The following is a 23,726-nucleotide window of genomic DNA, read 5'->3' as shown; positions in this document are numbered from 1 at the left end:
AATGATGAATTTGCCGAATATGATTTCTCTATTCAGAGTAATTTTAATTATTCCATGTCTTTTTTACTTTAACGCCGGTCAGAATTATTTGGGATTAAGTATTTTGATTTTGATGATTATTACGGACTTCGCTGATGGCATAGTTGCACGAAAATATAAAAACGTGTCCGATTTCGGAAACGCAATTGATCCAATTTGCGATAAAATAGTAATTATCGCATTATTTATGTATTTGGTATTTAACAAAGATTTTCCTTTGTGGTTTTTTATTATATTGATTTCGAGAGATATTGTGTTATTGTATTTGGGAGTACTTATCAAGCGTCAAAGCGGTATTATGCCGCAAGCTAATGTGCCCGGAAAAATTATGATGAATACCATCGCTTTGTTGGTGATTGGATTATTTATGGACTTGGATATCCTTGCGCAGTTCGGATTATTGTCAAGCGTTGTATTTTTTGTTTATTCAACAGTTGTTTATCTTTCCGATTACAAAAAAATATTACTGAAGGCATGAATCGCTGAAAAAGATATGAAAACCATTTTCCAGAAATTTAGATCAGGTTTATCTAAAACCAGATCTCATTTGAAATCTGCATTAGAATCTGCTGTTAAAAGAAAATCTTCTTTTGATGATGAAATGTACGAAGAAATCGAAGCCGCGCTGATACAAACTGATATGGGTTTAGAAATGGCGGAAGAAATAATGGAAGCATTGAAATCAAAAATAAAAAATCCGATTTCTTCAGAAGAGATATATTCATTTTTGGCAAGTGAGGTTCAAAAGAGGTTATCCAAGTCTGACTGGGTAAACGATATTGATGTATCACTTTCAGCCAAGCCGTATGTCATTATGGTGGTGGGTGTAAACGGATCAGGTAAAACTACTACAATAGGTAAATTAGCCCATATACATAGAGGATTGGGCAGAAAGGTTCTTGTCGCAGCCGGGGATACTTACAGAGCTGCTGCGGTGGAACAATTAGAGGTTTGGTCTAAACGGGCTGATGCTGAGATTGTAAAAAGCGCTCCGGGAGCAGATCCCGCTTCTGTTGCACACGATGCGATGAAAGCCGCTATTTCACGGGATATAGATGTTTTAATTATTGATACTGCAGGAAGGCTTCATACGAGTATCAATCTAATGGAAGAGTTGAAAAAAATAAAAAGAGTAATTGCCAGTATCTGTGAAAGCGCGCCTCATGAGGTATTGCTTTCATTGGATGCAAATAACGGAAGAAATGCGCTGATTCAGGCAAAAGAATTTCAAGAAGCTGTGGGCGTCAACGGGATAGTCCTTAATAAATTAGACGGAACAGCTAAGGGAGGCATAGCTTTGTCTATTAACCATGAACTTAATATACCTGTTAAGTATATTGGTGTAGGAGAAGATTTGGAAGATTTGGAGCCATTTGAAGCGGAGGCATTTGCTTCATCATTATTTTTCGGGGAAGGTAGTGAGTAAAAATATAAAAATCGTAACTCTTGGGTGTCCGAAGAACGAAGTGGACTCGGAGGTAATGAGTAAAGGAATTGAGCGAGCCGGTTTTAACTTAGTCAACGACGAAAGCGACGCTGATGTCATAATAGTGAACACCTGTGGTTTTATTGAAAGCGCTCGAGAAAATTCCATAGAAACGATTCTTGATGCGACAAGGTTGAAAGAATCTGGTAAGACAACAGAAGTTCTTGTAGCAGGATGCCTTTCACAACGATACGAATTTGAATTAAGGAGAGATCTTCCCGAAGTTGACGCCTTTTTCGGTGTAGAAGATTTCCGAAAAATACTTACCCATCTCGGTGGAAGCGAAGCCGCTCATTATGCCCGTCCCGGAAGGAGATTACTCAACGATAAGAAATTTTACGCCTATTTGAAAATTGCCGAGGGTTGTGACAATGAATGCAGTTTTTGTGCCATTCCGATGATGAGAGGATTGCAAAAAAGTAGAAGCCTTGAATCTCTGTTAGAAGAGACTGAAAAATTAGTGGAAAACGGTATAAAAGAAATAATTTTAATTTCACAAGACCTAACGACCTATGGCTGGGATAATCAAAATAACGGCAGTGAAGGAGTTAAAATTCATGACCTTGTTCGGGAGCTCAGTAAAGTTAGCGGGGTCGAGTGGATAAGACTGATGTATGCTCACCCATCTCATATCAGTGAAGAGTTAACAAGTGTCGTGCATTCTATTGAGAATGTATGTAATTATATTGATATGCCAATTCAACATATTAATAACAGAATATTGAAATCCATGCGTAGAGGAGCTGACGGCGTAAAAATAAGAAAGCTGTTGAAAGATATCCGAAAAATAATTAAGGACATCTCCCTTAGAACGTCTATAATAGTCGGTTATCCGGGGGAAAGTGAAGAAGAATTTCAGGAACTTTATGACTTTATTGAAGAAGCTGAATTTGACAGGCTGGGTGTATTTACGTATTCACACGAAGAAAATACTCCTGCTGTCTTTCTTAATGATGATGTCTCCAAAGACCTTAAGACGGAGAGAATGGATAAGATAATGCTATTGCAGCAGGAGATCTCTCATCGTAAAAATGAGGATATGATCGGAAAAAGCTATAAAGTGTTGATCGATGAATACAAGGAGGATGAAGGCTTGTCAATCGGCAGATCTTATAAGGACGCTCCTGAGATAGATAACATTGTCGTATTAAATGAAAAGTTGGTTGCCGGCTCATTTGTAAACGCTCGCATAATTTCGGCATCAGCATACGACGTGCGGGCAAAATTGGATTAGTTGTTATTAAATTTAGAATTTCGGTAGAATCCTACCACAAACGGAGCACTATTTTGAAAACATTCGTATTAGTTCTTCTATCATTAATATTCGCTCCATCTTTATCCGGACAAGATACCGGATTTAAGACTTTTATACTTTCATTGGAATCTGATGACATATCCAGAGACTATGCAGGATATTTCAGAGAGAACCGTTCTAATCTTGATGTCACAGGTATTACAGTATTACGCGCAATGCGGGAAAAATCCACTTTAAGTCAACGAAGTTTGCTTCCTGTCTTGAAGAGATTTCAGGATAAGGGCGAGATATCAAGTTATAAACCTCTTTGGCTCATTGATGCGGTTGTTGTTACTACTACAGATAGCATCATAAATATTTTGTCAAAGAATAATATTATTTCAGAAATATATAGCGACTATAACTTATTCAATAGAAACATCGAACCTCTCCCCGTAGATACTTCTCTTTTCCATCTGCTACAGGCGCAGGTTGGTAATATGAAATTATCCAGCGAAAAATCTAAATTTAAAAGCGGAGAGGGTAGGAGAATCAGCTTCATCGGCGGAAATCTTCCAACGTATTATCCGTACAGCCCTGATAACATAGAAGTAATTCAAATTGATGAAAGTTTAATCAATGACGAAAATACCGCTAATTGGGATTGGCTGACTGTCTCTGCTTTCGGATGGCGGGATAGTTGGGATAACATGGGAATAGCGTATAAATCTATGATAAAATACGTTCCCCTGTTCAACCACGCATCCGGCACACCACTTTCCGATATTCTATTGGCTTTGGATAAACTTATGAATATTAACGATAACACTAAGAAGCCTGATATTATTGCGATGACCTGGGACTTGAAGTTTGGAGAAGAACTTGAACCGCTCTGGAACGTGATTAGAGCCATTGAGGCATCACAAACTGCTTTTCTAATGATGTATCCCGAAAACTCATCAGCCATCGTTCGAGATCTTCCCGGATTATTTATACAAGGTTATTCCGAATATTCAAAAGCGCCTTATGATGTGGTGAAAGCTCCGCAACTTTTACACACTTCAGATGGGTCGGTTTATTTTAGCGATCTTGTGTCTTTGGGATATGTAGCCGCCACACTTTCGCTGTTAAGGAACGATAACGAAAAAGCGCTGCTGAATAAACGATATGATGCGTTAAAATATGTTTCAACCGGTACGAATTATCCTGATTATAATATTAATGTAGCGAGTTCCGCACTTAATATGGGTACTGCTGAAGTACATGGGATTGTCACATTGGCCGGTACAAGATCCCCTGAACCATTAATAAGCGTAGAAATCAGAACAGAATCTGAGACCAAAACTGTTGAAACCGATGAAATGGGAAGGTATTCGGCCATAGTAATATCTGAGAATGCTGTAATCAAAATTGATGAAATTAAATTCTATTCGGATTCACTAATTGTAAATTTACAAGGGAAGAATTCTTACGAAGGAAATTTTTCTTTGGTTCCGAAAAAAAGAGTTGATGTTTCAGGTAAACTAATAAACAGTTCAGGTTCCCCTGTAGGAGGGAAAGTCCATTATTTCATGGAGGGAGAGCTGTTCACAACAGCTACCTCAACAGATGACGGCATTTATAATGTAGAATTAGTTCCAGGCAGATTCGATTTGAAAGTTTATCCTGAATTTCCGTATGCAATTGCAGAAATGATTCAGAGAGTGACTGTGGACGCCGGAACGTTTCAACCTATTTCCGTCAGTATAGCCGATGTCGGTATTATATCGCTCGATAATGATGATAAACTGTTGCCATTTTATGCCTCTGCGCTTGACAGCCTCGAACTTACTTATTCATTCCATCAATGGGACAAAGATAGAGATAAAAAATATTTCTTCGAATTATTGGGATATAAAACTGTAATAATATATTCCGGAGATGTCACTCCTTTTGTGTCCGTGACGTCACTTCTGAAAGAGTTAGATGAGTTTTTAAGAAATGGGGGGCACGTTATCTATACAGGACAAAAGATATTAGAATTTATGGATGAGTATGAACCTTTTAAATCTGATGGATTAAAATTCGCCGGAAACAGAAACGAGCTTCTTCTTTATAATTCAACCGTTTCAGGAATGCCGATTTATACTTCAATATCCGGAGTGATAGGAGCGGATAATCAATTAGACCCCGATGCAATCGATTTCGCCGAAAACTCATTGCCGTTTATATTCTATGATTCAAAAGAGAAAACTGCCGGGGGAGTAATAGTGAACAAGGAGTTAGAAGGAAGTTATGCTCTGCTTGGATTCGGATTGGAATCAGTTTATAAACCTTATGGAAGTTCTTCATTTGCCAGCAGCTCACAAATATTTGATTATATCTTTAAAATATTGTGGGGGAATGCTGATAAGAAAATAAAAGTTAAGCGATATGAATTTCCTAATTCAGAAAATATAAGCAGTATAAGATTGATTAAAAGCACACCCGTACCTTTCACATCAGAAAGCCGTATCAAATTTTATATCCCTCAGCCGGCTCAAGTTAAAATGGAATTATATAGTACCGATGGTAATTTAGTCGCTACAATTCTCAATGATTCAAGAGATATGGGTGGCTATGAAGTTAACTGGATACCTTTAAAATCAAATATAGATCTTTCACCGGGAATTTATATTTTAATCTTACGGGTACAGGGGAATACTGGATTGGCGCATACCCTTATGAGTAAGATGCTTCATTTGTGATTTAACGATATTTCTTCAGTTCTTCCCGTTTAATTAATAATAATATGACAATCTTTCTTGCTACAAATCCAATAACTGTTTATATTACTACCTTAATAAATAATAATATGTCAAAATGGCACAATTTAATTTAACAACAAATTTAATTCCAAGCGGAGACCAGCCTCAAGCCATTGAGGAACTCACGAATGCCCTGAAAAACGGGAGGCAACATAATACACTCCTTGGAGTTACGGGTAGCGGTAAAACATTTACAATGGCAAATGTGATACAGAATATCGGCAGGCCGACCTTGATTATGTCCCATAATAAGACTTTAGCGGCACAGCTTTATGGAGAATTTAAATCATTGTTTCCCGATAACGCGGTAGAATTTTTCATCTCTTATTATGATTACTATCAGCCGGAAGCATATCTGCCTATTACAGATACTTTTATTGAAAAAGATTCTTCTGTGAATGAAGAGATTGACAAACTCAGACTGAGAACAACCAGCGCATTACTTGAAAGAGAGGACGTAATTGTCGTATCGTCTGTATCCTGTATTTATGGTATAGGTTCGCCGGCTGATTTTAAAGGGATGTGTATAATAATCGAAAAGGGCGATGAAGTAGTCAGAAGAGAAATGTTGCTAAATCTGGTTAATATACATTATCTAAGAAATGATATGGTTTTAGAGAGAGGCACCTTTCGAGTGAGAGGCGATGTCATAGAGGTATTCCCCGCATACGATGATTATGCCATCCGGTTTGAGCTATTTGGTGATGAGGTGGAGAATATTTCCGTTGTTGATTCTCTAACAGGAGAAATTGTCGGAGAAAAAAATAGAGCGGTAATCTATCCCGCGAAACATTTTGTTACCCCCGAAGAGAAGATGAAAGCAGCTGTTATTAAAATAGAAGAAGAACTTGAACTTCGGCTTGAAGAACTCAGGAATCAAAATAAACTATTAGAAGTTCAGCGATTAGAGCAGAGAACTAAATATGACCTTGAAATGATTCAAGAATTAGGATATTGTTCAGGGATAGAAAATTATTCACGATTGATCGCCGACAGGAAAGCGGGTGAACCGCCTGATACTCTAATAGACTATTTCCCGGATGATTTTATTACAATTGTGGATGAATCCCACGTTACGCTGCCTCAAATTAGGGCAATGTATAACGGTGACAGAGCAAGAAAAACTGTTCTGGTAGATTACGGTTTTAGATTACCGTCCGCACTCGATAACCGCCCACTGACATTTGAAGAATACACTTCTAAAATAGGCAGGATGATTTATGTTTCAGCTACTCCCGCTGTTTACGAGCTTGAAAAATGCGAGGGAATTATTGTCGAACAACTGGTTCGACCGACAGGATTGCTGGATCCGGAGATTGAGGTTATTCCATCTAAAAATCAGATAGATGATTTAGTCACAAAAATCAAAAGCAACGTCGAGTCAGGTGAAAAAATTCTTGTCACTACGCTTACGAAGAGAATGGCGGAAGACCTAACTGATTACCTGAACGGTTTAAAAATTGATGTGAGATATATGCACTCTGAAATCGGCGCTTTGGAGCGGGTTCAAATTTTAAGGGATTTACGATTAAATAAATTTGATGTTCTTGTGGGAATAAATCTTTTGCGGGAGGGATTAGACCTTCCTGAAGTAGCGCTTGTAGCGATTCTTGATGCCGATAAAGAAGGATTTTTAAGATCAGAGGTTTCCTTGATGCAAACAGCAGGCAGAGCTGCTCGAAATGTTGCGGGAAAAGTAATATTCTATGCGGATAAGATCACAGAATCAATGAGAAAGGTTATCGAAGAAACTACAAGAAGAAGAATAAAACAGGCTGAATATAATAAGAAACATGGAATCATACCGACCTCCATTATAAAAAGCGAAGAAGATATTAAAAGAACACTTTCAGTTGCGGATTCTTATTCAGGTAATACCAGAGAGCGGAAACTCAGAAGTGTTGCAGATAAGTATTCAGATAAGATGGATAAAATGGATTTATTGGATTTGCTGAGAAAAGAAATGTTAGACGCTTCGGAAAAATTGGATTTTGAAAACGCTGCTCTCCTGAGAGATGAAATTAAAAAAATTGAGAATGAATTGGGCGTTGCTGTATGAATATACTCGTTATCGGCTCCGGTGGCAGAGAGCACGCATTGGTTTGGAAAATCGCCGGAGATAGCCGGGTCAATAAACTTTACTGTGCCCCGGGGAACCCAGGGATGAAAGAAGCGGAATTGGTTAAGATAGACGCTTCAGATGATGCGAGATTATTATCTTTTGCGAAGGAGAAGAATATTGACTTGACCGTTGTGGGACCGGAAGTTCCGCTGGTAAACGGTATAGTTGACCTTTTTAATTCTAATGGACTTCGAATATTCGGCCCTACATCAAAAGCTGCCCAATTGGAAGGTAGTAAAACTTTTGCAAAAGAATTTATGTCACGCCATTCGATTCCTACTGCTGAGTACGAAAGATTTGATAAAGCCGACGATGCTTTTCAATATGTTAGGAAAGATTTCAAGCCGTGTGTAGTTAAGGCAAGTGGTCTTGCAGCAGGCAAGGGCGCTGTAGTATGCAATACTGTAGAACAGGCAGAAAAAACTATAAATCAGATGATGGTTGATAATATTTTCGGCGATGCCGGGGATACAGTCATAATAGAAAATTTGTTGGAAGGCGAGGAAGCGTCTATCTTTGCAATTTCTGATGGGAATAATTTCGTGATTCTGCCCAGCTCCCAAGATCATAAAAGGGTCTTTGATAATGACGAAGGTCCCAATACAGGTGGAATGGGCGCCTATTCACCCGCGCCTGTAGTATCGGATTCAATATATGAAGAAGTGAAGAAAACCATTCTAACTCCGGTTATCGAAGGTATGAAGAGTGAAGGTTCTCCATTTTGCGGCTTACTTTATGCGGGTGTTATAATCAGCGACGAAGGACCAAAAGTAATAGAATTTAACGTCAGGTTTGGTGATCCGGAAGCTCAGGTTGTGATTCCTATTATGGGAGAAGAATTTCTTGATCTGCTTATCGGATCGGCTGACGGCGATATAACAGGAATCAATCTCAGTAATAATACAAACTATGCTTCCACTATTGTATTATCCTCAGGCGGTTATCCGGGCAATTATGAAACGGGTCAGGAAATACACGGTTTGGATTATGCGTTTGAAAAAGATACAATGATATTTCATTCGGGAACAAAAGAAGAAGACAATAAATATTACACAAATGGGGGTAGAGTTCTCACTGTTACATCATTGGGCGACTCGCTTGAACGTTCGATAGAAAACTCTTATGCCGCGCTGAGCCATATAAATTTCGACGGAATGCATTACAGAAAAGATATTGGGCAAAAAGGTCTTGATTATATTTCTAATGGTAAAATGAAATGAAAGTTCTTCCTGAAACTAAACTCGAAATCCTTCAGAAGAAATACGGACTCATTGGAATATCTGAAAAAATAAAAGATGTTGTTCGAATGATCGAACAGGTAGGACCGACTGATATATCCGTGCTCATTGAAGGGGAATCAGGTACAGGAAAGGAGCTGGTAGCCAAGGCAATTCACGGCGCGAGCAGTCGCCATGATAAACCATTGGTGGTTGTAAATGCTGGTGCCATTCCGGAAGGTCTTATTGAAAGTGAATTATTCGGTCATGTAAAAGGAGCATTTACCGGAGCGGTGGCCGACAGGAAAGGATACTTTGAAGAAGCAAACGGCGGCACGATATTTCTTGATGAAATAGGTGAAATGCCTCTCAACACGCAAGTGAGGTTGCTCCGTATTTTGGAACAAAAAGAATATCAAAGAGTAGGAAATGCCGAGTCAAAAAAACTTGATGTCCGGGTAATTGCCGCCACAAACCGCAAATTGCCGGAGCTGATTCAATCCGGTCTTTTTCGTAGGGATTTATATTTTAGATTGAAGTCCATTACTATTGTGCTGCCGAGTTTACGGTCGCGTAAAGAAGATATCGAGATGTTGGCACAAATATTTTCGACTGCAAGAGCATCAAATTTGAATATCACATTTGGAGGCTTTACAGAGGAAGCTATTGATATATTAAATACATACCATTGGCCCGGGAATATCAGAGAATTGAAAAACTTAATGGAAAGCCTGGTGGTTCTCGAAAAAGGAAAAGTTATTACCGGCTCTTTAATGAAAAATCATCTTCAAGTTCAGGGTGAAGATTTGAATTTTACTTCTCAGAACTTGCCCGTACCATTGGATAAGGACCCTGCAACTGCTGAAAGAGAACTTATAATTAGAACGCTTTTTCATATGAATAATGAAATTTCAGAAATTAAAAACTTGCTTACCGATAAATTTATGTTGCCGGCAGGTTATATTAACTCTAAATCGGATGATGTTATACGTTCAAGTAAAGTTAATGACGCCCCAATTATTCATTCGGACGAAGAAGTCGGAACTGTGTCAATGCAGGATATGGAGAAAGAATTAATCATATCTACATTAGAAAAATATAGAGGAAACAGACGAATGACTTCCAATGCGTTAGGCATAAGTGAACGTACTTTATATAGGAAGATAAAGGAATATGATATATAGAATAAATCTTAGAATTTTGCCGTTTCTGTCTCTATTTGTAGTCTTATCGTGCAGTCCATATTCCTTTTCCGGGTCATCCGTTCCCGGTCATATTAAAACAATTGCAATTCCCCTTCTCGAAAACAACACAGCGGAATTTGGACTCACAGAACAGATTACGGACGCATTGCTTGACGATTTCATAAAAGAAAATATACTCCAGATAGTTGATCAGAAAGATTCGGATTCAGTTATGAAAGGAACAATAGTAAGAGTATCCGACGTACCTTATACATTCGATGAAAACGAGGAGGTTCAGGAATTTAGAGTTACAATTTCTGCGAAAATAGTCTGGTACGATAAGATAAATCAGATCAATCTATTTGAAGGAAACATAAAAGGGTGGGGAATATATGCCGCATCTACTCCGGAAGACAGGATCGGAGGTCTGGATGATGCTGTGGAGCGGTTAGTTACTGAAGTATTAAATCAAACACTTTCAGGCTGGTAATAAATTAAAGGACAGTTAATGGGACGAATTTATATAGGAGACCTTTCGAAGCATATAGAAAAAGAAGTAACATTGAAAGGTTGGCTATTTAATAAAAGATCAAGTGGTAAAATCGCCTTTCTAATTTTAAGAGACGGCTCGGGAATGATACAGTGTGTAATCTCAAAATCGGATATTTCAGAAGAGAAGTTTTTGTTAGTTGACACAATTACTCAGGAATCATCACTTTCAATAACCGGAATCGTTAAAGAGGATAAACGATCTGAAAGCGGATTTGAATTACATGTAACAGATCTGAATATATACCAGATAGCCGAGGAATATCCTATCACACCCAAAGAACACGGCACAGGGTTTTTGATGGATAACAGGCATTTGTGGATTAGATCCCGAAAACAAAACGCCATATTGAGAGTCAGGCATACCATAATTAAAGCGTGTAGAAACTATTTGGACGATAACGGTTTTACACTTGTTGATACGCCGATATTCACTCCCACATCCTGCGAGGGTACAACCACCTTATTTGAAACAGAATATTTCGGGCGAAAAGCATACCTTGCGCAAAGCGGTCAGTTATATAGTGAAGCAACCTCTGTCTCGTTAGGCAAAGTTTATTGTTTCGGCCCTACATTCAGAGCAGAAAAATCGAAAACGAGACGGCATCTTACGGAGTTTTGGATGGTTGAGCCTGAAGTCACCTACAATGACCTTGATGACAATATGGATTTGGCTGAACAATTCGTATGTTATATTATTCAGAAGGTCCTTGAGGAACGAAGTGAAGAACTTAAACTGCTCGAAAGAGACATCTCCAAACTTGAAAACATTATCCCTCCATTTCCGCGGATTTCATATACTGAGGCTGTGCAAAAATTAAACGACAGCGAACATGAGTTTGAGTGGGGAGGTGACTTCGGCGGAGAGGATGAAACTATAATTGCCGAGTTTTTTGATAAGCCCGTTTTTGTTCATCGGTATCCGGCTGCTATTAAAGCGTTTTATATGAAACGGGACGCAGATGATGAAAAATTGGCTCTCGGTGTGGACTTGCTTGCTCCGGAAGGATATGGAGAAATTATCGGAGGAGGACAGCGCGAAGACGATTATGATACAATACTTAAACGATTAAAGGAACACGGTTTACCCGAAAAAGAATTCAAATGGTATCTTGATTTACGTAAATACGGCAGCGTTCCTCATTCGGGTTTCGGTATGGGGATTGAACGTGTTGTTGCCTGGATTTGCGGGTTGAAACATATTCGTGAGACGATTCCTTTCCCACGTACAATTCATAGATTAGAGCCATAAATGACTGTGACACATGGTAGAAGAGTAGCAATTGGAGTTTTTGGCGGTCGAGACGTCGGGGACGATATTTGGCAAATAGCGGAGAAAGTAGGCAGCGGGATAGCTAAATTGGGAGGCATCCTTGTATGCGGTGGTATGGGAGGAGTAATGGAAGCTGCGTGTATCGGAGCAAAATCACAAGACGGTCTTACTCTTGGAATCTTACCTACAAGTACGAAGGAAGAGGGAAACAACTATATTGACATTGCCATTGCAACAGGGATGGGCAGCGCAAGGAATTCGATCATTGTAAGGTCTATTGACGCCGCTATCGCAATCGATGGACAATATGGAACACTATCAGAAATCGCATACTGTTTGGAGATGGGGGTTAAGGTTATCGGAATCCGTACATGGAATATCGAAGGAGTGATTCAAGCAGACTCGCCGGAAGATGCTGTCGCAAAAGCATATGAGAATATCTAAGTGAATGACACCGGAGCTCATCTGATTATTAAAGGTCTTGTTCAAGGCGTTGGATATAGATGGTTCGCTTCTAAATCAGCGTCATCCAATAATCTAAACGGCTGGGTCAAAAACTTACCGGATTCTTCTGTTGAAATTCAGGTTTACGGTGATAAAGGAGCGCTGAATTCATTTATTAAGGATTTAAGTCGCGGTCCTTCGTTTTCGAAAGTTACGGATGTTGTGGTCAGATGGATTGAATTTGAATCCGATTATATCTCCTTCACTGTTGAGAACTGATTTATGAAAGTAGCAATAGCCCAGATAAATACAACTGTTGGAGCTTTACAAGCCAACACGGATAAAGCAATACAATATATTAGGGATGCGTATGATTTAGGCGCAGATATAGTACTTCTCCCCGAATCCACGATTCCGGGTTATCTGACGCTTGACCTGCTGTTTAACCGGCAGTTTATAAAAGATAATTTAAGTGAATTAGAGCGGCTTGTTTCCGAATGTCCTGATATAATAGCTATTGTAGGGTATGTGGAGGATGTTAAAGGAAAATTGTTTAATTCCGCAGCGGTAATTCAGAATGCTAAACTTATAAATAAAATTCAGAAAAGTAAGTTGCCTACCTATGATGTTTTTAATGAGAAAAGATACTATATATCAGGGAGTAAGCAATTACCTGTTAAAGTTATAGTTGATGATTTGCCTATTAACGCCGGTGTTCAAATTTGTGAAGATATGTGGGATACTTCAGAAGATAATATCACTTCAGTTCTTGCTGCAAATTATGCTGATATTATACTGAATATTTCGGCATCACCATATGTAGAAGGTAAATTGTCTGAAAGGATTAAATTAGTCACTGATCACAGCAAAAATACAGGAAAAGCATTTGTATATTGTAATCTCGTAGGTGGTCAGGATGAAATAATCTTTGATGGAGCAAGTTTGGCATCGGATACCAATGGTAATTTGATACACATATCGCCTTCATTTAAAGAAGACCTTTCAATAATTGACTTTGATTCAGAAGAGAATCCCGCTTTAAAATATACAACTGAGGACAGCATCGAATCCTCATTCAACGCAATTCGCTTAGGAATACGCGATTATATGGGTAAGAGTGGGTTTAAAACTGCGATTTTGGGATTATCAGGTGGTATTGATTCAAGTCTCGTAGCGCTGTTGGCTGCGGAAGCGATTGGTCCGGAAAATTTAACAGGAATTTCTATGCCTTCACAATTTTCTTCAGAACATAGCAAATCAGATGCGGAGGATTTATCAAAAAATCTCGGTATCAACTTCAAAACAATACCTATAAAATCTACGTATGAGAATTACCTTGATATATTAAAGCCCCATTTTAATGGAGCTGAGAAAAATGAGACTGAGGAAAATATTCAGGCAAGAATAAGAGGCAATATTTTGATGGCGCTATCAAATAAATTTAATCATCTGCTATTATCCACAGGAAATAAAACTGAGTTAGCGCTCGGCTATGCAACATTGTATGGCGATATGGCAGGTGGATTGGCTCCGATCAATGACGTTTCAAAATTACAAGTTTACAAATTATGCCGATACTATAACGATTTAAAAGGATCGCATATTATTCCCGAATCAGTGTTCACTAAAACACCTTCCGCGGAGTTATCTGAGGATCAGGTTGATCCATTTGACTATGACATAATCAGTCCTCTCGTTGACGACATAATCCAATTAGGACTTACAAAGGATGAGCTTATTGACAAGGGATATGAGGTGGACACTATTAGCCGAATTATCAAGTTGATTAAAAGTTCTGAATTCAAAAGAAGGCAATCTCCGCCCGGAATTAAAATCACAAATAAGGCGTTTGGCATTGGAAGGAGAATGCCGTTAATAAACCATTACAGCGGTTTATAATAATGGCTGAGCTGGATACATATATAAGGACAATCCCTGATTTCCCTAAACCGGGAATTGGATTCAAGGATATTACTACTCTCCTTAAAAACCCAGTCGGACTAAAAAAATCGTTGGATCTGATGGTTGAAAAAACTACCGGCTTGGATATTGATCTCATATTGGGAATTGAATCCAGGGGATTCATATTTGGAGGGGCGCTTGCAGACAGATTAGGAGTTGGTTTTGATCTCATCAGAAAACCGGGCAAGCTTCCGGGTGAGGTTGTTTCGGAATCTTATGAACTCGAGTACGGCACAGATACCATTGAAATTCATAAAGATTCTATCGAAAAGGGAATGAATGTTCTGTTGATAGATGATTTGCTCGCAACCGGAGGGACGATGTCCGCCGCTCTCAGGTTGGTTAACAAATTTGATTGCACTGTCTCCGCTATTCTTTTCCTAATTGAGTTGACCTTTCTCAAGGGGAGAGAAAAACTCGGCACCGAAAATATAATTTCTTTGATTCAATACTCGGAAGAATAATTATAGGGACATATTATGGGTATAGCAGGTTTCGAATCATTACTTAAATGGGGGATAGCAGTTATTTTGACTTTATCCGTAATACCTATGTCGCTGAAATCGCCTGGCGCCACTGATTCCGATTTTAAACAGGTGGAAGAAGACCGTTTTGATCTTTCCGGTTACGAAATTCAAGTGGTAAAGTATAAAGTTAATAAGAAGATGCTTAACTCCTCTATTATAAGAACTTACGGTTTTATTGTTTCGCATCAAGGAAGAAGATTAACTGAACTGTATGTTCAAAAACATTTTAGGCCTGATTGGGAAGGATCTCAGAATGCATCTGATGAATATACTATTTGGGCTTTGGAAGAAAGAGACGGAGATGGTTATAAATTCATCAAACAATACCCGAGCTATTCTAAATATGTTTTAATCTTTCCCGCGCGAGACGTTGCTATGTTAGATGTTCAAAATATTATTAAGGAAAGATATATAACCGGTATAATACATCAATGATTTCTTGAGTTACCATTTCCATAAGTATCCGGCAGTTCGAGTCTTGCTGATACTGATTTCGGGTATTTTATTTTACGATCTGATTCATATCTCCGCAAGTTTTACCTGGTTGGTTATTTTCTCACTGCTCTTGATAGCCATATCTACATTCACTCTAAACCATCACATTAAAAGCATATTCTCAGTTATATTGATCTTTTTTATCGGATACTCATCGGCGTCTTTTAATCATATAGATGAATGGAACCTATCTAAAGAATTAGTTGCTGATCCAAATGTATCATTTATTGGTGAAGTAATCGAACTATCTGAAGATAAAAACAAATGGATAACTTTGGAAACTGACGCTCTGTTGTCAGAGAAAGGCAAAATAATCGGCAGCGGAATAAAAGTTAGATTATATCTTCCAAAATACAGTATTAAGTCCAACATTGGTGATTCCCTTTTAATTAGAGGGTTGTTATCGCTTCCAACGGACAGGAGAAATCCCGGTGGTTTCAGTTTAAAGAAGTGGTATCATTCAATGGGCATAACAGCCTATATGTCAGGTAATAATGTTAACTCTATTAAAGTATTATCGAATACTGTACAGGATAATGAATTTTCACAATTTATTAATAACATAAGACGTTCGCTTCGGGATCGATTATCTATGTTGGTATTGCCTGAAAGTTCTCAATTAGCAAATCCTTTGATATTGGGATATACAAAATCCATTGATAACGTCCTGAAAGACAAATTTAGAAACAGTGGAATAATTCATATATTAGTTATTTCAGGACTTCACATCAGCTTTATAGTTGGGATTTTATACATAATAGGATCGCTTTTTCGGCTTAAAAGAAATCATCTAATTTATTTTATTCTACTGGGAATAACGTTTTATGCCGCAATTGTAGGATGGAGGACACCGGTAGCAAGAGCGGTCATAATGGCATTTGCATTATTGATAGGAATTATATCGGAAAGAAAAACAGTAGCGCTAAATTCTCTTGGTATAGCGGCTCTGATAATATTGATGATTATGCCGAACGAACTTTATCAACCGGGATTCCAATTATCATTTCTTATCGTGGCTTCAATTCTTTTTTTCAATAATAAATATTTAGATAAATTACCATTGCCATCACCTACCGGATTTATCAATAGGATGATTAGATGGTTCTTGCAATTTTTATTAATAACAACAGCTGCGAATTTAATGGCAAATCCCCTAACAGCATATCATTTCAATATGATAACTCCGTTCGGCTTTCTGATAAATATAATTGCCGTTCCGCTGGCGGGCTTGCTTGTATCGCTTGGATTTACAATGTTGACACTTTCGTATATTTATTTTCCACTTGGTGCGGTGATAGGGTCAACTTTTGATCTTCTAACAAAACTTCTGCTGTCAATCTTAACGTTTTTTTCCGGGAGATCCGGGATGGTTATTTCTATACCGGAATTCCCAATCTGGATATTAGTTCTAATTATTGCTTCAGTTTTTAGCTTAGGATATTTGGATTCAGTTGGAGGCCGGATAAAATCATTTATGATTATGTTGCTGATATTTACCGGATTAAGTTTGAATCGGTCATTATCATATAAAGGCGCCGAAGTAACGTTTTTAGATGTCGGTCAGGGCGATGCTGCTTATATTGATGATAGTTTCGGCAGAAATATTATAATAGACACCGGTCAGTCCAATTACGGAAGTGAGGCGGGTAGGTTTGTTGTAGGTCCATTTTTAAGGTCAAAGGGAGTTAACACAATTAACTATTTACTTCTCACACATCAGGATTCAGACCACACAGGCGGAGCAATTTATATTTTAGAAAATTTTCAGGTTGATACATTAATTACAAGTTATAGTGATTCAGGTTCTTCGACTTACCTGAAAGTTCTTTCTATTGCGGAGCGAAAGAATATTCCGAGAATGAAAACAAAAATGGGAGATCTGATAAAATTAGGAAGATTTTCTTCTATACGGATATTGCATCCACCATTGGGTTATGGATTGAGATTTGCCAACTCCAATAACAATTCCTCTCTTGTATTTAAATATAATTATGGTGAGTCGAGCATATTATTCACAGCCGATATAGAATCGTCTGCTGAAATGAAACTTGTTAAATCCGGTTATAATCTGAAATCGCAGCTGTTAAAAGTACCTCACCACGGGAGTTCATCTTCAAGCAGTATGAACTTTATAGAAGCTGTTTCACCCGCTGAGGCTCTGATTTCAGTCGGTAGAAATAATTTATATGGTCATCCATCGAAAGAAGTTACCGAACGGTATGATAAATCAGAAATAAAACTAAAACGCACGGATATAGATATGGCAATCGTAATGCGCCTTAACGGTAAAACTATTGATAATTATAATTGGCGATAACTGTAATTTATATTAAGGGTATTATTTTCAATGAGGATATTTATTAGATGAAATTGATTTCCACATTGTTGATTTGCTCTCTATCATTTCAATTATCCGCATGCGCAGTCAGGCCGGCTCTAAATGACAATGATTGGGTAAATCTATCCCCTGAAGAGAGAAGGATATATTTTGAGAATATTCTTGAAGAACAAGATAGGCCGGTAGAACATTTAAGAATTGCGTACTTTGGAATGGGAGGATTAATAGCTTTTTTTGGTTTGGGTTTTGTGTTTGGTAAAAGCGGAGGTAATAATATAATTTCCTGGTTAGCGTTCCTAAGTAGTTTAGGAATACTTTGGGGCGGAATTGGAGCCGCCGTACAGAATGATGCTACCGGACAGAGAAAACGCATAGCAGTACGAGAATTGTCTATCTTGGATCATCCGGAATGGAGACGAGACAGGATAAGAGCGATTAGAGAAGGACAAATCGACATAGGATTTGAAGAGTTGATGGTTATATCGTCATGGGGCGAGCCACAACTGAAAATACAAAATATAATGTTCAATGGATTGTTATATGAGGAATGGTCTTATCTCATCAAGCTGAACACGAAAGTTTATATAGATGCAACGAGAAAGGTAGCGATAATTCAAACTCCTGAAATGACATACACGTCTAAATCGTCAAATCGGTAAAGGTTTCATCATTATCTTTTTTATCTGAACTCTTTTCTCAGAATTAAAAATAAATATTTCCAAATTCCTCTTTTTGGGAAATTATCTTCAAATTTCTATATACTTCTCTCAATAAAACGTTGTGCACAAATTCTTAATATCAATAATAACAACGTGATACGAGTACTATAATTTCATTTTCCAATGTTGGCACTATATATGCCTTAATCTGTACTGATGCTACACTACAGCCACCGGGTCAGGGGGAAACCCGGTGGGTGATTAAATTATAAATTTTTACAGTAATAAAGGTATTTTCCACCGTTCTCCGGTAGAACCGAGCGGATTCCATTTTATTTTGACTATTCAAGTCTTTCACGTTATTATATAAGGTATATTTCTTGCAGCAATTGTATAATTGAATGCATTTAATAAATTTGGACGGACAGGTATGACAACCGGTATAGAAAAAGATTACGAAAAAGATGAAATAATATGTCATCAGGGTGATACTGGGCAATATATTTACATTCTGCAATCAGGAAGACTCGGAATATATAAAGATGACCAACTTGTATCGGAATATAGCAAACCCGGTACAATACTCGGAGAAATGTCAATTATACTTGGCGATGAAAGATCTGCCTCAATTAAAGCGATGGAAGACAGTAAAGTTTCTGTAATACGGCTATCAGTTATTGATATGGTACAAAATTTTCCATCGTTTACCGTTAAAATACTTACAGTTCTTGCCGAACGATTGAAAGAAACTACGTCTGAATTATCTCATTCTTTAATTGATCATAATGTAGATGACGAATAGAATTATTTCATCTCCAGATTCTAAATGACAAACATTGATCTTCTTTCCTTCGAAAATAAGCTCTGGTCTGAAGGAAAGCTGTTTATTGCAGGAATAGATGAAGCCGGCAGAGGGCCTTTAGCGGGACCGGTTGTAGCGGCGGCTGTTGTGTTTAATCAGAATAATATCCCTGATGGTATAAACGATTCAAAAAAACTTTCTTCTTCAAAGCGGGAGAAACTTTTCAATGAAATAATAGATTCATGCCTTTCTTACGGCATAGGTAAAGTCTGGCAGGATGAGATCGACAAATCAGATATATTACGTTCCACACATATGGCAATGAGAATGGCAATCGGCGGCCTAAGCAGGACACCTGACTATCTCCTGGTGGATGGCCGAGGCTTACCTGACAAGATTATTCCGCAAAAAGCCATTGTTTCCGGTGATTCAAGGTCAGTATCAATTGCGGCAGCATCTATTCTGGCTAAAGTCTCCCGCGACAGAATTATGCTCGAAATAGCAAAGGTTTATCCCGAATATGAATTTGAAAAGCATAAGGGATACGGTACTGCCGCGCATATTCGGGTGATTAAGAATATCGGACCTTCTCCAATTCACCGCCATTCGTTTAAGAGAGTAAAGGGAATAAAGATTAAATTGGACACTACGAATAAAAAAGAGATTGGAAATTACGGAGAACGGTTGGCTGCTTTGGACTTAATAAAAAAGGGTTACGAAATATTGGAAAGGAATTTTTGGGCGGACCGGGAAAACGAACTGGATATTATAGCAGGAAAGAACGATACAATTGTGTTTGTTGAAGTCAAAACAAAGATGAGCGGTGATTTTGGCGAGCCGGAAACATGGGTTACGGAAAACAAAAAAAATCAAATTGCCAACGCGGCAAAATTTTATATAAACAGCAAAAGTCCTGATGCAAGCGAATACCGATTTGATGTTATGGCGTTGAACATCAATTCCAAAACACCTGTGATTAACCATATAACAGATGCGTTCAGACTTTAGATGCGTAAACTAATTCAGATAACCGCAGTTTTTCTCATTATTGGAAGTTGCTCGTATGAAAATTCAGCTAAGAATAATACCTCTGAGAAACCTGTGGGAATTGTTGTTTCCGTCGAAAAGTATGCTACAGAAATCGGAGGGCAAATACTGAAAGATGGAGGTAATGCCGTAGATGCTGCTGTTGCAGTGGGATTTGCGTTGGCAGTTACAAATCCGAGAGCAGGGAACATAGGTGGGGGCGGATTTATGGTATTACGTCTATCGGATGGGACTAAGACCACGATTGATTATCGTGAGAAAGCTCCATTAGCGTCCTCGAGAGATATGTATTTAGATTCTTTTGGAGAGCCTATAGAAGAATTATCTCAAGAAGGATATTTATCCGTTGGTGTGCCCGGGAGCGTTGCGGGTATGCTATACGCACTTGATAAGTACGGCACTCTTCCCATATCACAAATATTGCATCCTGCTTATTTGTTAGCAAAAAATGGAATTATAGTTGATTCACTATTAGCTAATTCTATTCAAGAAAAGATGGAATTGTTTCTTAAATATCCTTCAAGCGCAAAAATATTTTTAAAAGACTCTATTCCGTATGAAATCGGCGATACTTTGTATCAGACAGACTTAGCAGGAACTTTGGAACGAATTATAAATAATGGAGTGAAGGGGTTTTATGATGGAGTAACAGCGGGTTACTTTGAATCCACAATGCAGAAATATGGTGGAATAATAACAAAAGAAGACTTGTTAAGTTACGACCCTGTCGAACGTAAACCGATTATTGGGAATTACAGAGGGTTCGATATTATCAGTATGCCGCCGCCGAGCTCAGGTGGAATTGTTATGTTAGAGACTCTAAATATACTCGAAAACTTCGACATCTCAGGTATGGAGAGTAATTCGCTCTCATTTATAAATCATTTTGCTGAGGCAGCTAAATACGCTTTCGCCGATAGGGCAACTTATCTTGGTGATACGGACTACTATAATGTACCTGTGACTGCTTTAATCTCAAAAGAGTATGCGTTAAGTCTTTCAAAAAAGATAAAGAAAGGCGAGGTCGCTGCGGCTGGAGAAATAAATCACGATAATGACGCATTTATTGATTCCCTTGAAACCGTGTTGAAGAATGAATCTTCTGAGACGACTCATTATTCTGTTTTAGATAAATGGGGGAACGCTGTGGCGGTTACTACAACGCTTAATTCTTATTTCGGCAGTAAAGTAATTGTTGAAGGCGCGGGATTTATCCTTAACAATGAAATGGATGATTTCGCTGCTAAGATTGGCTCAAAAAATTTATATGGATTAATCCATGGAGAAACAAACACTATTGCCCCAGGCAAAAGAATGCTGAGTTCTATGACTCCTACTATTGTTGAAAAAGACGGAGAGGTAGTTCTGATTACCGGCTCACCCGACGGAAGTAGAATTATTTCGACGGTGACTCAAGTTCTCATAAACTACATTGATTTTAAAATGAACCCGACTGAAGCCGTTAGTACATGGCGAATTCACCATCAATGGATTCCTGATGCGTTGATATACGAAGAGGGTGGTTTGGACGATAAGTTGATCACCAGGCTTGAATCTTTAGGTTATATTGTTGAGCAAAGTATTGTTATTGGCTCAGCGCAAACAATCGGCAGGCATCATTCAACAGGATTGATGATACCTGCTCCGGATAATAGAAGAGCAGGATATTCCGCGGTGGTCAGCGAATAAATATTTTAATAATTAAAAGGGTTAAAATAATATGAAACTTTATGGATGGCTTGGATTACTCATCATTTTCCTTGCTGAAATCGGTCTGATATTTGAAAATAGTTTTGCGATGAGTTATATGACTCCTCTTTCCTGGACAGGCTATATAATGTTTATGGACGCATTGCTATATAAATTAGCGGGCTTTTCATATATCCTTAAAAAAAGGCGGGAATTCTTATGGATGCTGCCCTGGTCGGTTTTGGTGTGGCTATTATTTGAAGCATACGATTTGTATATGAACAATTGGTATTATGTGGGCACGCCTGACAGCATTCCTCTGTTTTGGTTCTCATCCGCATGGTCATTTTCCACTATCATTCCCGGAATACTATTGACGTACCAATTTGTAAAATATCTTGGACCGTTTGATAAACTGCGAATAAAAAAGTGGAAACTCGGACAAAAAGTGATGAAGGTTTATGTGGTTATCGGAACAATAATGATTCTGATTCCGTTCGCCTTTCCGATGGAAATTGCTGCATACCTTTACGTATTCGTCTGGTCAGGATATGTTTTCCTTCTCGAGCCGATTAACGAATGGTTAGGAGGAAAATCTTTTCTTCCTGATTTAAGAAATGGAAGTCCCGTTAAATTGCTAAACCTTTTTGCAGCCGGAATTATTTGTGGACTGCTTTGGGAGTTCTGGAATTATTGGGCATATACTAAATGGATTTATACCGTTCCCGGACCCTTAGGTGCCGGACCAAAATATTTTGAGATGCCTATAGTCGGGTTTTTAGGGTTTCTGCCATTTGCGGTAGAGATGTATTCAATGCAGAATTTCCTGATGGCTCTTATTGGAAAATATTCACCGCAATTGGTGGCGGAAAAAGCAGTTGAAGCGGGTTAATAAAAATCAAAACTAATTCTAAGTTGATTACCAGTTAATGTGGAAATGGGGAAATAGTATCACCGATGTACCCGGCGTAAGCGTCGGTAGTGCGGAAAACACTGAAGCCCAGACAGGATGTACGGTTGCTTTGTTTGAAGACGGAGCCGTTGCGGGTGTTGATGTAAGAGGTTCCGCTCCGGGAACAAGAGAAATTGAAGCTATCAAACCCGTTCGCAAGGTAGAAAAGATTCACGGGATATTATTGACGGGAGGAAGCGCCTTTGGTCTTGACGCAGCCGGTGGTGTTCAAAAATATCTTGAAGAACAGGGCATAGGATATGACGTGCAGGTAGCGAAAATTCCCATAGTCCCGACCGCAGTAATTTTTGATCTGAGAGTAGGCTCTCCTGAAATACGCCCGGACATTGAAATGGGTTACGAAGCTGCTAAAAATGCCACAGATTCGGAACCACTAAACGGGTTACACGGTGTTGGCATCGGCGCTTCAGCGGGAGGTATTTCCGGCGATAAGCGAGGGAGGGGCGGACTGGGCAGCGCTTCGCTGCAACTCGATAATAATATCTCCGTGGGCGCTTTGGTAGTTACAAACTCATTCGGAAACGTAATAAATCCTCACACAAATGAATTGCTTGTGGGCAGTCTGAATCGCGATGAATGGAAGCTGCCGAAATCAGCAGAGTCTTTTTTAGAAAATACTGTTCTCGCCGTAGTGGCAACCAACGGCAAATTAAATAAGGAAGAAGCCACGAAAGTTGCCCAGATGGCACAGGACGGTATAGCAAGAGCAATTATACCGTCGCATACAATGTATGACGGTGATATAGTTTTTGCGGTTTCCACAGGAAACAGCGAGTGTGACGTGAATATAATCGGGGATGCCGCTGCGGAAGTGATAATTCGTTCAATACTTAAAGGAATTTCTATTTCAAACGGAATAGCGCTTGACTCTATTAGCTAAGAAACAATAATTTGATTTCA

The 23,726-nt window shown here is 38.6% G+C and carries 21 protein-coding genes; all 21 read left to right on the top strand.

What is annotated here, in order from left to right; genetic code table 11:
- The first annotated feature begins 1 nt into the window (after position 1).
- The 21 genes from IIB39_02725 to IIB39_02625 all read left to right on the top strand — a co-directional run bounded on the left by IIB39_02725 (position 2) and on the right by IIB39_02625 (position 23,706).
- Positions 2 to 517 (top strand): CDP-alcohol phosphatidyltransferase family protein, encoded by a 516-nt coding sequence (locus tag IIB39_02725; protein MCH8927612.1) that lies wholly within the window; start codon positions 2 to 4, stop codon positions 515 to 517.
- 15 nt (positions 518 to 532) lie between these two features.
- Entirely contained in the window at positions 533 to 1,465 is a 933-nt protein-coding gene (gene ftsY / locus IIB39_02720; GenBank protein MCH8927611.1) for a signal recognition particle-docking protein FtsY, read from the top strand.
- Positions 1,458 to 2,759 carry a 30S ribosomal protein S12 methylthiotransferase RimO gene (rimO, locus tag IIB39_02715; GenBank protein MCH8927610.1) on the top strand — a complete coding sequence of 434 codons (1,302 nt, stop codon included), beginning with the start codon at positions 1,458 to 1,460 and terminating at the stop codon, positions 2,757 to 2,759. Before ftsY ends, rimO begins: the two co-directional genes overlap by 8 nt.
- Positions 2,760 to 2,812: 53 nt before the next feature.
- Positions 2,813 to 5,485 carry a carboxypeptidase regulatory-like domain-containing protein gene (locus tag IIB39_02710; protein MCH8927609.1) on the top strand — a complete coding sequence of 891 codons (2,673 nt, stop codon included), beginning with the start codon at positions 2,813 to 2,815 and terminating at the stop codon, positions 5,483 to 5,485.
- A gap of 115 nt (positions 5,486 to 5,600) precedes the next feature.
- Entirely contained in the window at positions 5,601 to 7,604 is a 2,004-nt protein-coding gene (gene uvrB, locus IIB39_02705) for an excinuclease ABC subunit UvrB (GenBank protein ID MCH8927608.1), read from the top strand.
- On the top strand, positions 7,601 to 8,887 hold the full coding sequence (gene purD, locus IIB39_02700; GenBank protein ID MCH8927607.1) for a phosphoribosylamine--glycine ligase: 1,287 nt from the start codon (positions 7,601 to 7,603) through the stop codon (positions 8,885 to 8,887). The genes uvrB and purD overlap by 4 nt, the downstream gene beginning before the upstream one ends.
- Complete coding sequence (locus tag IIB39_02695) at positions 8,884 to 10,068, top strand: sigma-54-dependent Fis family transcriptional regulator (protein MCH8927606.1); 1,185 nt, start codon at positions 8,884 to 8,886, stop codon at positions 10,066 to 10,068. The genes purD and IIB39_02695 overlap by 4 nt, the downstream gene beginning before the upstream one ends.
- Positions 10,058 to 10,558, top strand: coding sequence for an LptE family protein (locus tag IIB39_02690; protein ID MCH8927605.1), 501 nt, complete (start codon positions 10,058 to 10,060; stop codon positions 10,556 to 10,558). Before IIB39_02695 ends, IIB39_02690 begins: the two co-directional genes overlap by 11 nt.
- An 18-nt stretch (positions 10,559 to 10,576) precedes the next feature.
- On the top strand, positions 10,577 to 11,869 hold the full coding sequence (gene asnS, locus IIB39_02685; GenBank protein MCH8927604.1) for an asparagine--tRNA ligase: 1,293 nt from the start codon (positions 10,577 to 10,579) through the stop codon (positions 11,867 to 11,869).
- Positions 11,870 to 12,334, top strand: coding sequence for a TIGR00725 family protein (locus IIB39_02680; protein MCH8927603.1), 465 nt, complete (start codon positions 11,870 to 11,872; stop codon positions 12,332 to 12,334).
- Complete coding sequence (locus IIB39_02675; GenBank protein ID MCH8927602.1) at positions 12,335 to 12,613, top strand: acylphosphatase; 279 nt, start codon at positions 12,335 to 12,337, stop codon at positions 12,611 to 12,613.
- Positions 12,614 to 12,616: 3 nt separating this feature from the next.
- On the top strand, positions 12,617 to 14,233 hold the full coding sequence (locus tag IIB39_02670) for an NAD+ synthase (GenBank protein ID MCH8927601.1): 1,617 nt from the start codon (positions 12,617 to 12,619) through the stop codon (positions 14,231 to 14,233).
- 2 nt (positions 14,234 to 14,235) lie between these two features.
- Positions 14,236 to 14,760: an adenine phosphoribosyltransferase gene (locus IIB39_02665; protein MCH8927600.1), complete on the top strand. Its 525-nt coding sequence runs from the start codon at positions 14,236 to 14,238 to the stop codon at positions 14,758 to 14,760.
- A 15-nt stretch (positions 14,761 to 14,775) separates the two neighbouring features.
- On the top strand, positions 14,776 to 15,258 hold the full coding sequence (locus tag IIB39_02660) for a hypothetical protein (protein ID MCH8927599.1): 483 nt from the start codon (positions 14,776 to 14,778) through the stop codon (positions 15,256 to 15,258).
- Between the two features lie 43 nt (positions 15,259 to 15,301).
- Entirely contained in the window at positions 15,302 to 17,635 is a 2,334-nt protein-coding gene (locus IIB39_02655) for a DNA internalization-related competence protein ComEC/Rec2 (protein MCH8927598.1), read from the top strand.
- A 47-nt stretch (positions 17,636 to 17,682) separates the two neighbouring features.
- Positions 17,683 to 18,315: a hypothetical protein gene (locus tag IIB39_02650; GenBank protein ID MCH8927597.1), complete on the top strand. Its 633-nt coding sequence runs from the start codon at positions 17,683 to 17,685 to the stop codon at positions 18,313 to 18,315.
- Positions 18,316 to 18,745: 430 nt separating this feature from the next.
- Positions 18,746 to 19,117: a cyclic nucleotide-binding domain-containing protein gene (locus IIB39_02645; GenBank protein ID MCH8927596.1), complete on the top strand. Its 372-nt coding sequence runs from the start codon at positions 18,746 to 18,748 to the stop codon at positions 19,115 to 19,117.
- A gap of 24 nt (positions 19,118 to 19,141) precedes the next feature.
- Positions 19,142 to 20,125, top strand: coding sequence for a ribonuclease HII (locus tag IIB39_02640; GenBank protein ID MCH8927595.1), 984 nt, complete (start codon positions 19,142 to 19,144; stop codon positions 20,123 to 20,125).
- The gene (gene ggt, locus IIB39_02635; GenBank protein ID MCH8927594.1) at positions 20,126 to 21,853 is read left to right on the top strand and encodes a gamma-glutamyltransferase; all 1,728 of its coding nucleotides are present in this window, start codon (positions 20,126 to 20,128) and stop codon (positions 21,851 to 21,853) included.
- Positions 21,854 to 21,884: 31 nt separating this feature from the next.
- On the top strand, positions 21,885 to 22,745 hold the full coding sequence (locus tag IIB39_02630; GenBank protein MCH8927593.1) for a hypothetical protein: 861 nt from the start codon (positions 21,885 to 21,887) through the stop codon (positions 22,743 to 22,745).
- A 37-nt stretch (positions 22,746 to 22,782) separates the two neighbouring features.
- Positions 22,783 to 23,706 (top strand): P1 family peptidase, encoded by a 924-nt coding sequence (locus IIB39_02625; protein MCH8927592.1) that lies wholly within the window; start codon positions 22,783 to 22,785, stop codon positions 23,704 to 23,706.
- Positions 23,707 to 23,726 lie beyond the last annotated feature (20 nt).

This window comes from Candidatus Neomarinimicrobiota bacterium, from assembly GCA_022573815.1.
Lineage (GTDB): Bacteria > Fidelibacterota > SORT01 > SORT01 > SORT01 > JACZTG01.
Note: the sequence above shows the minus strand (reverse complement) of the source record. Positions and strands in the feature narration are given on the sequence as shown.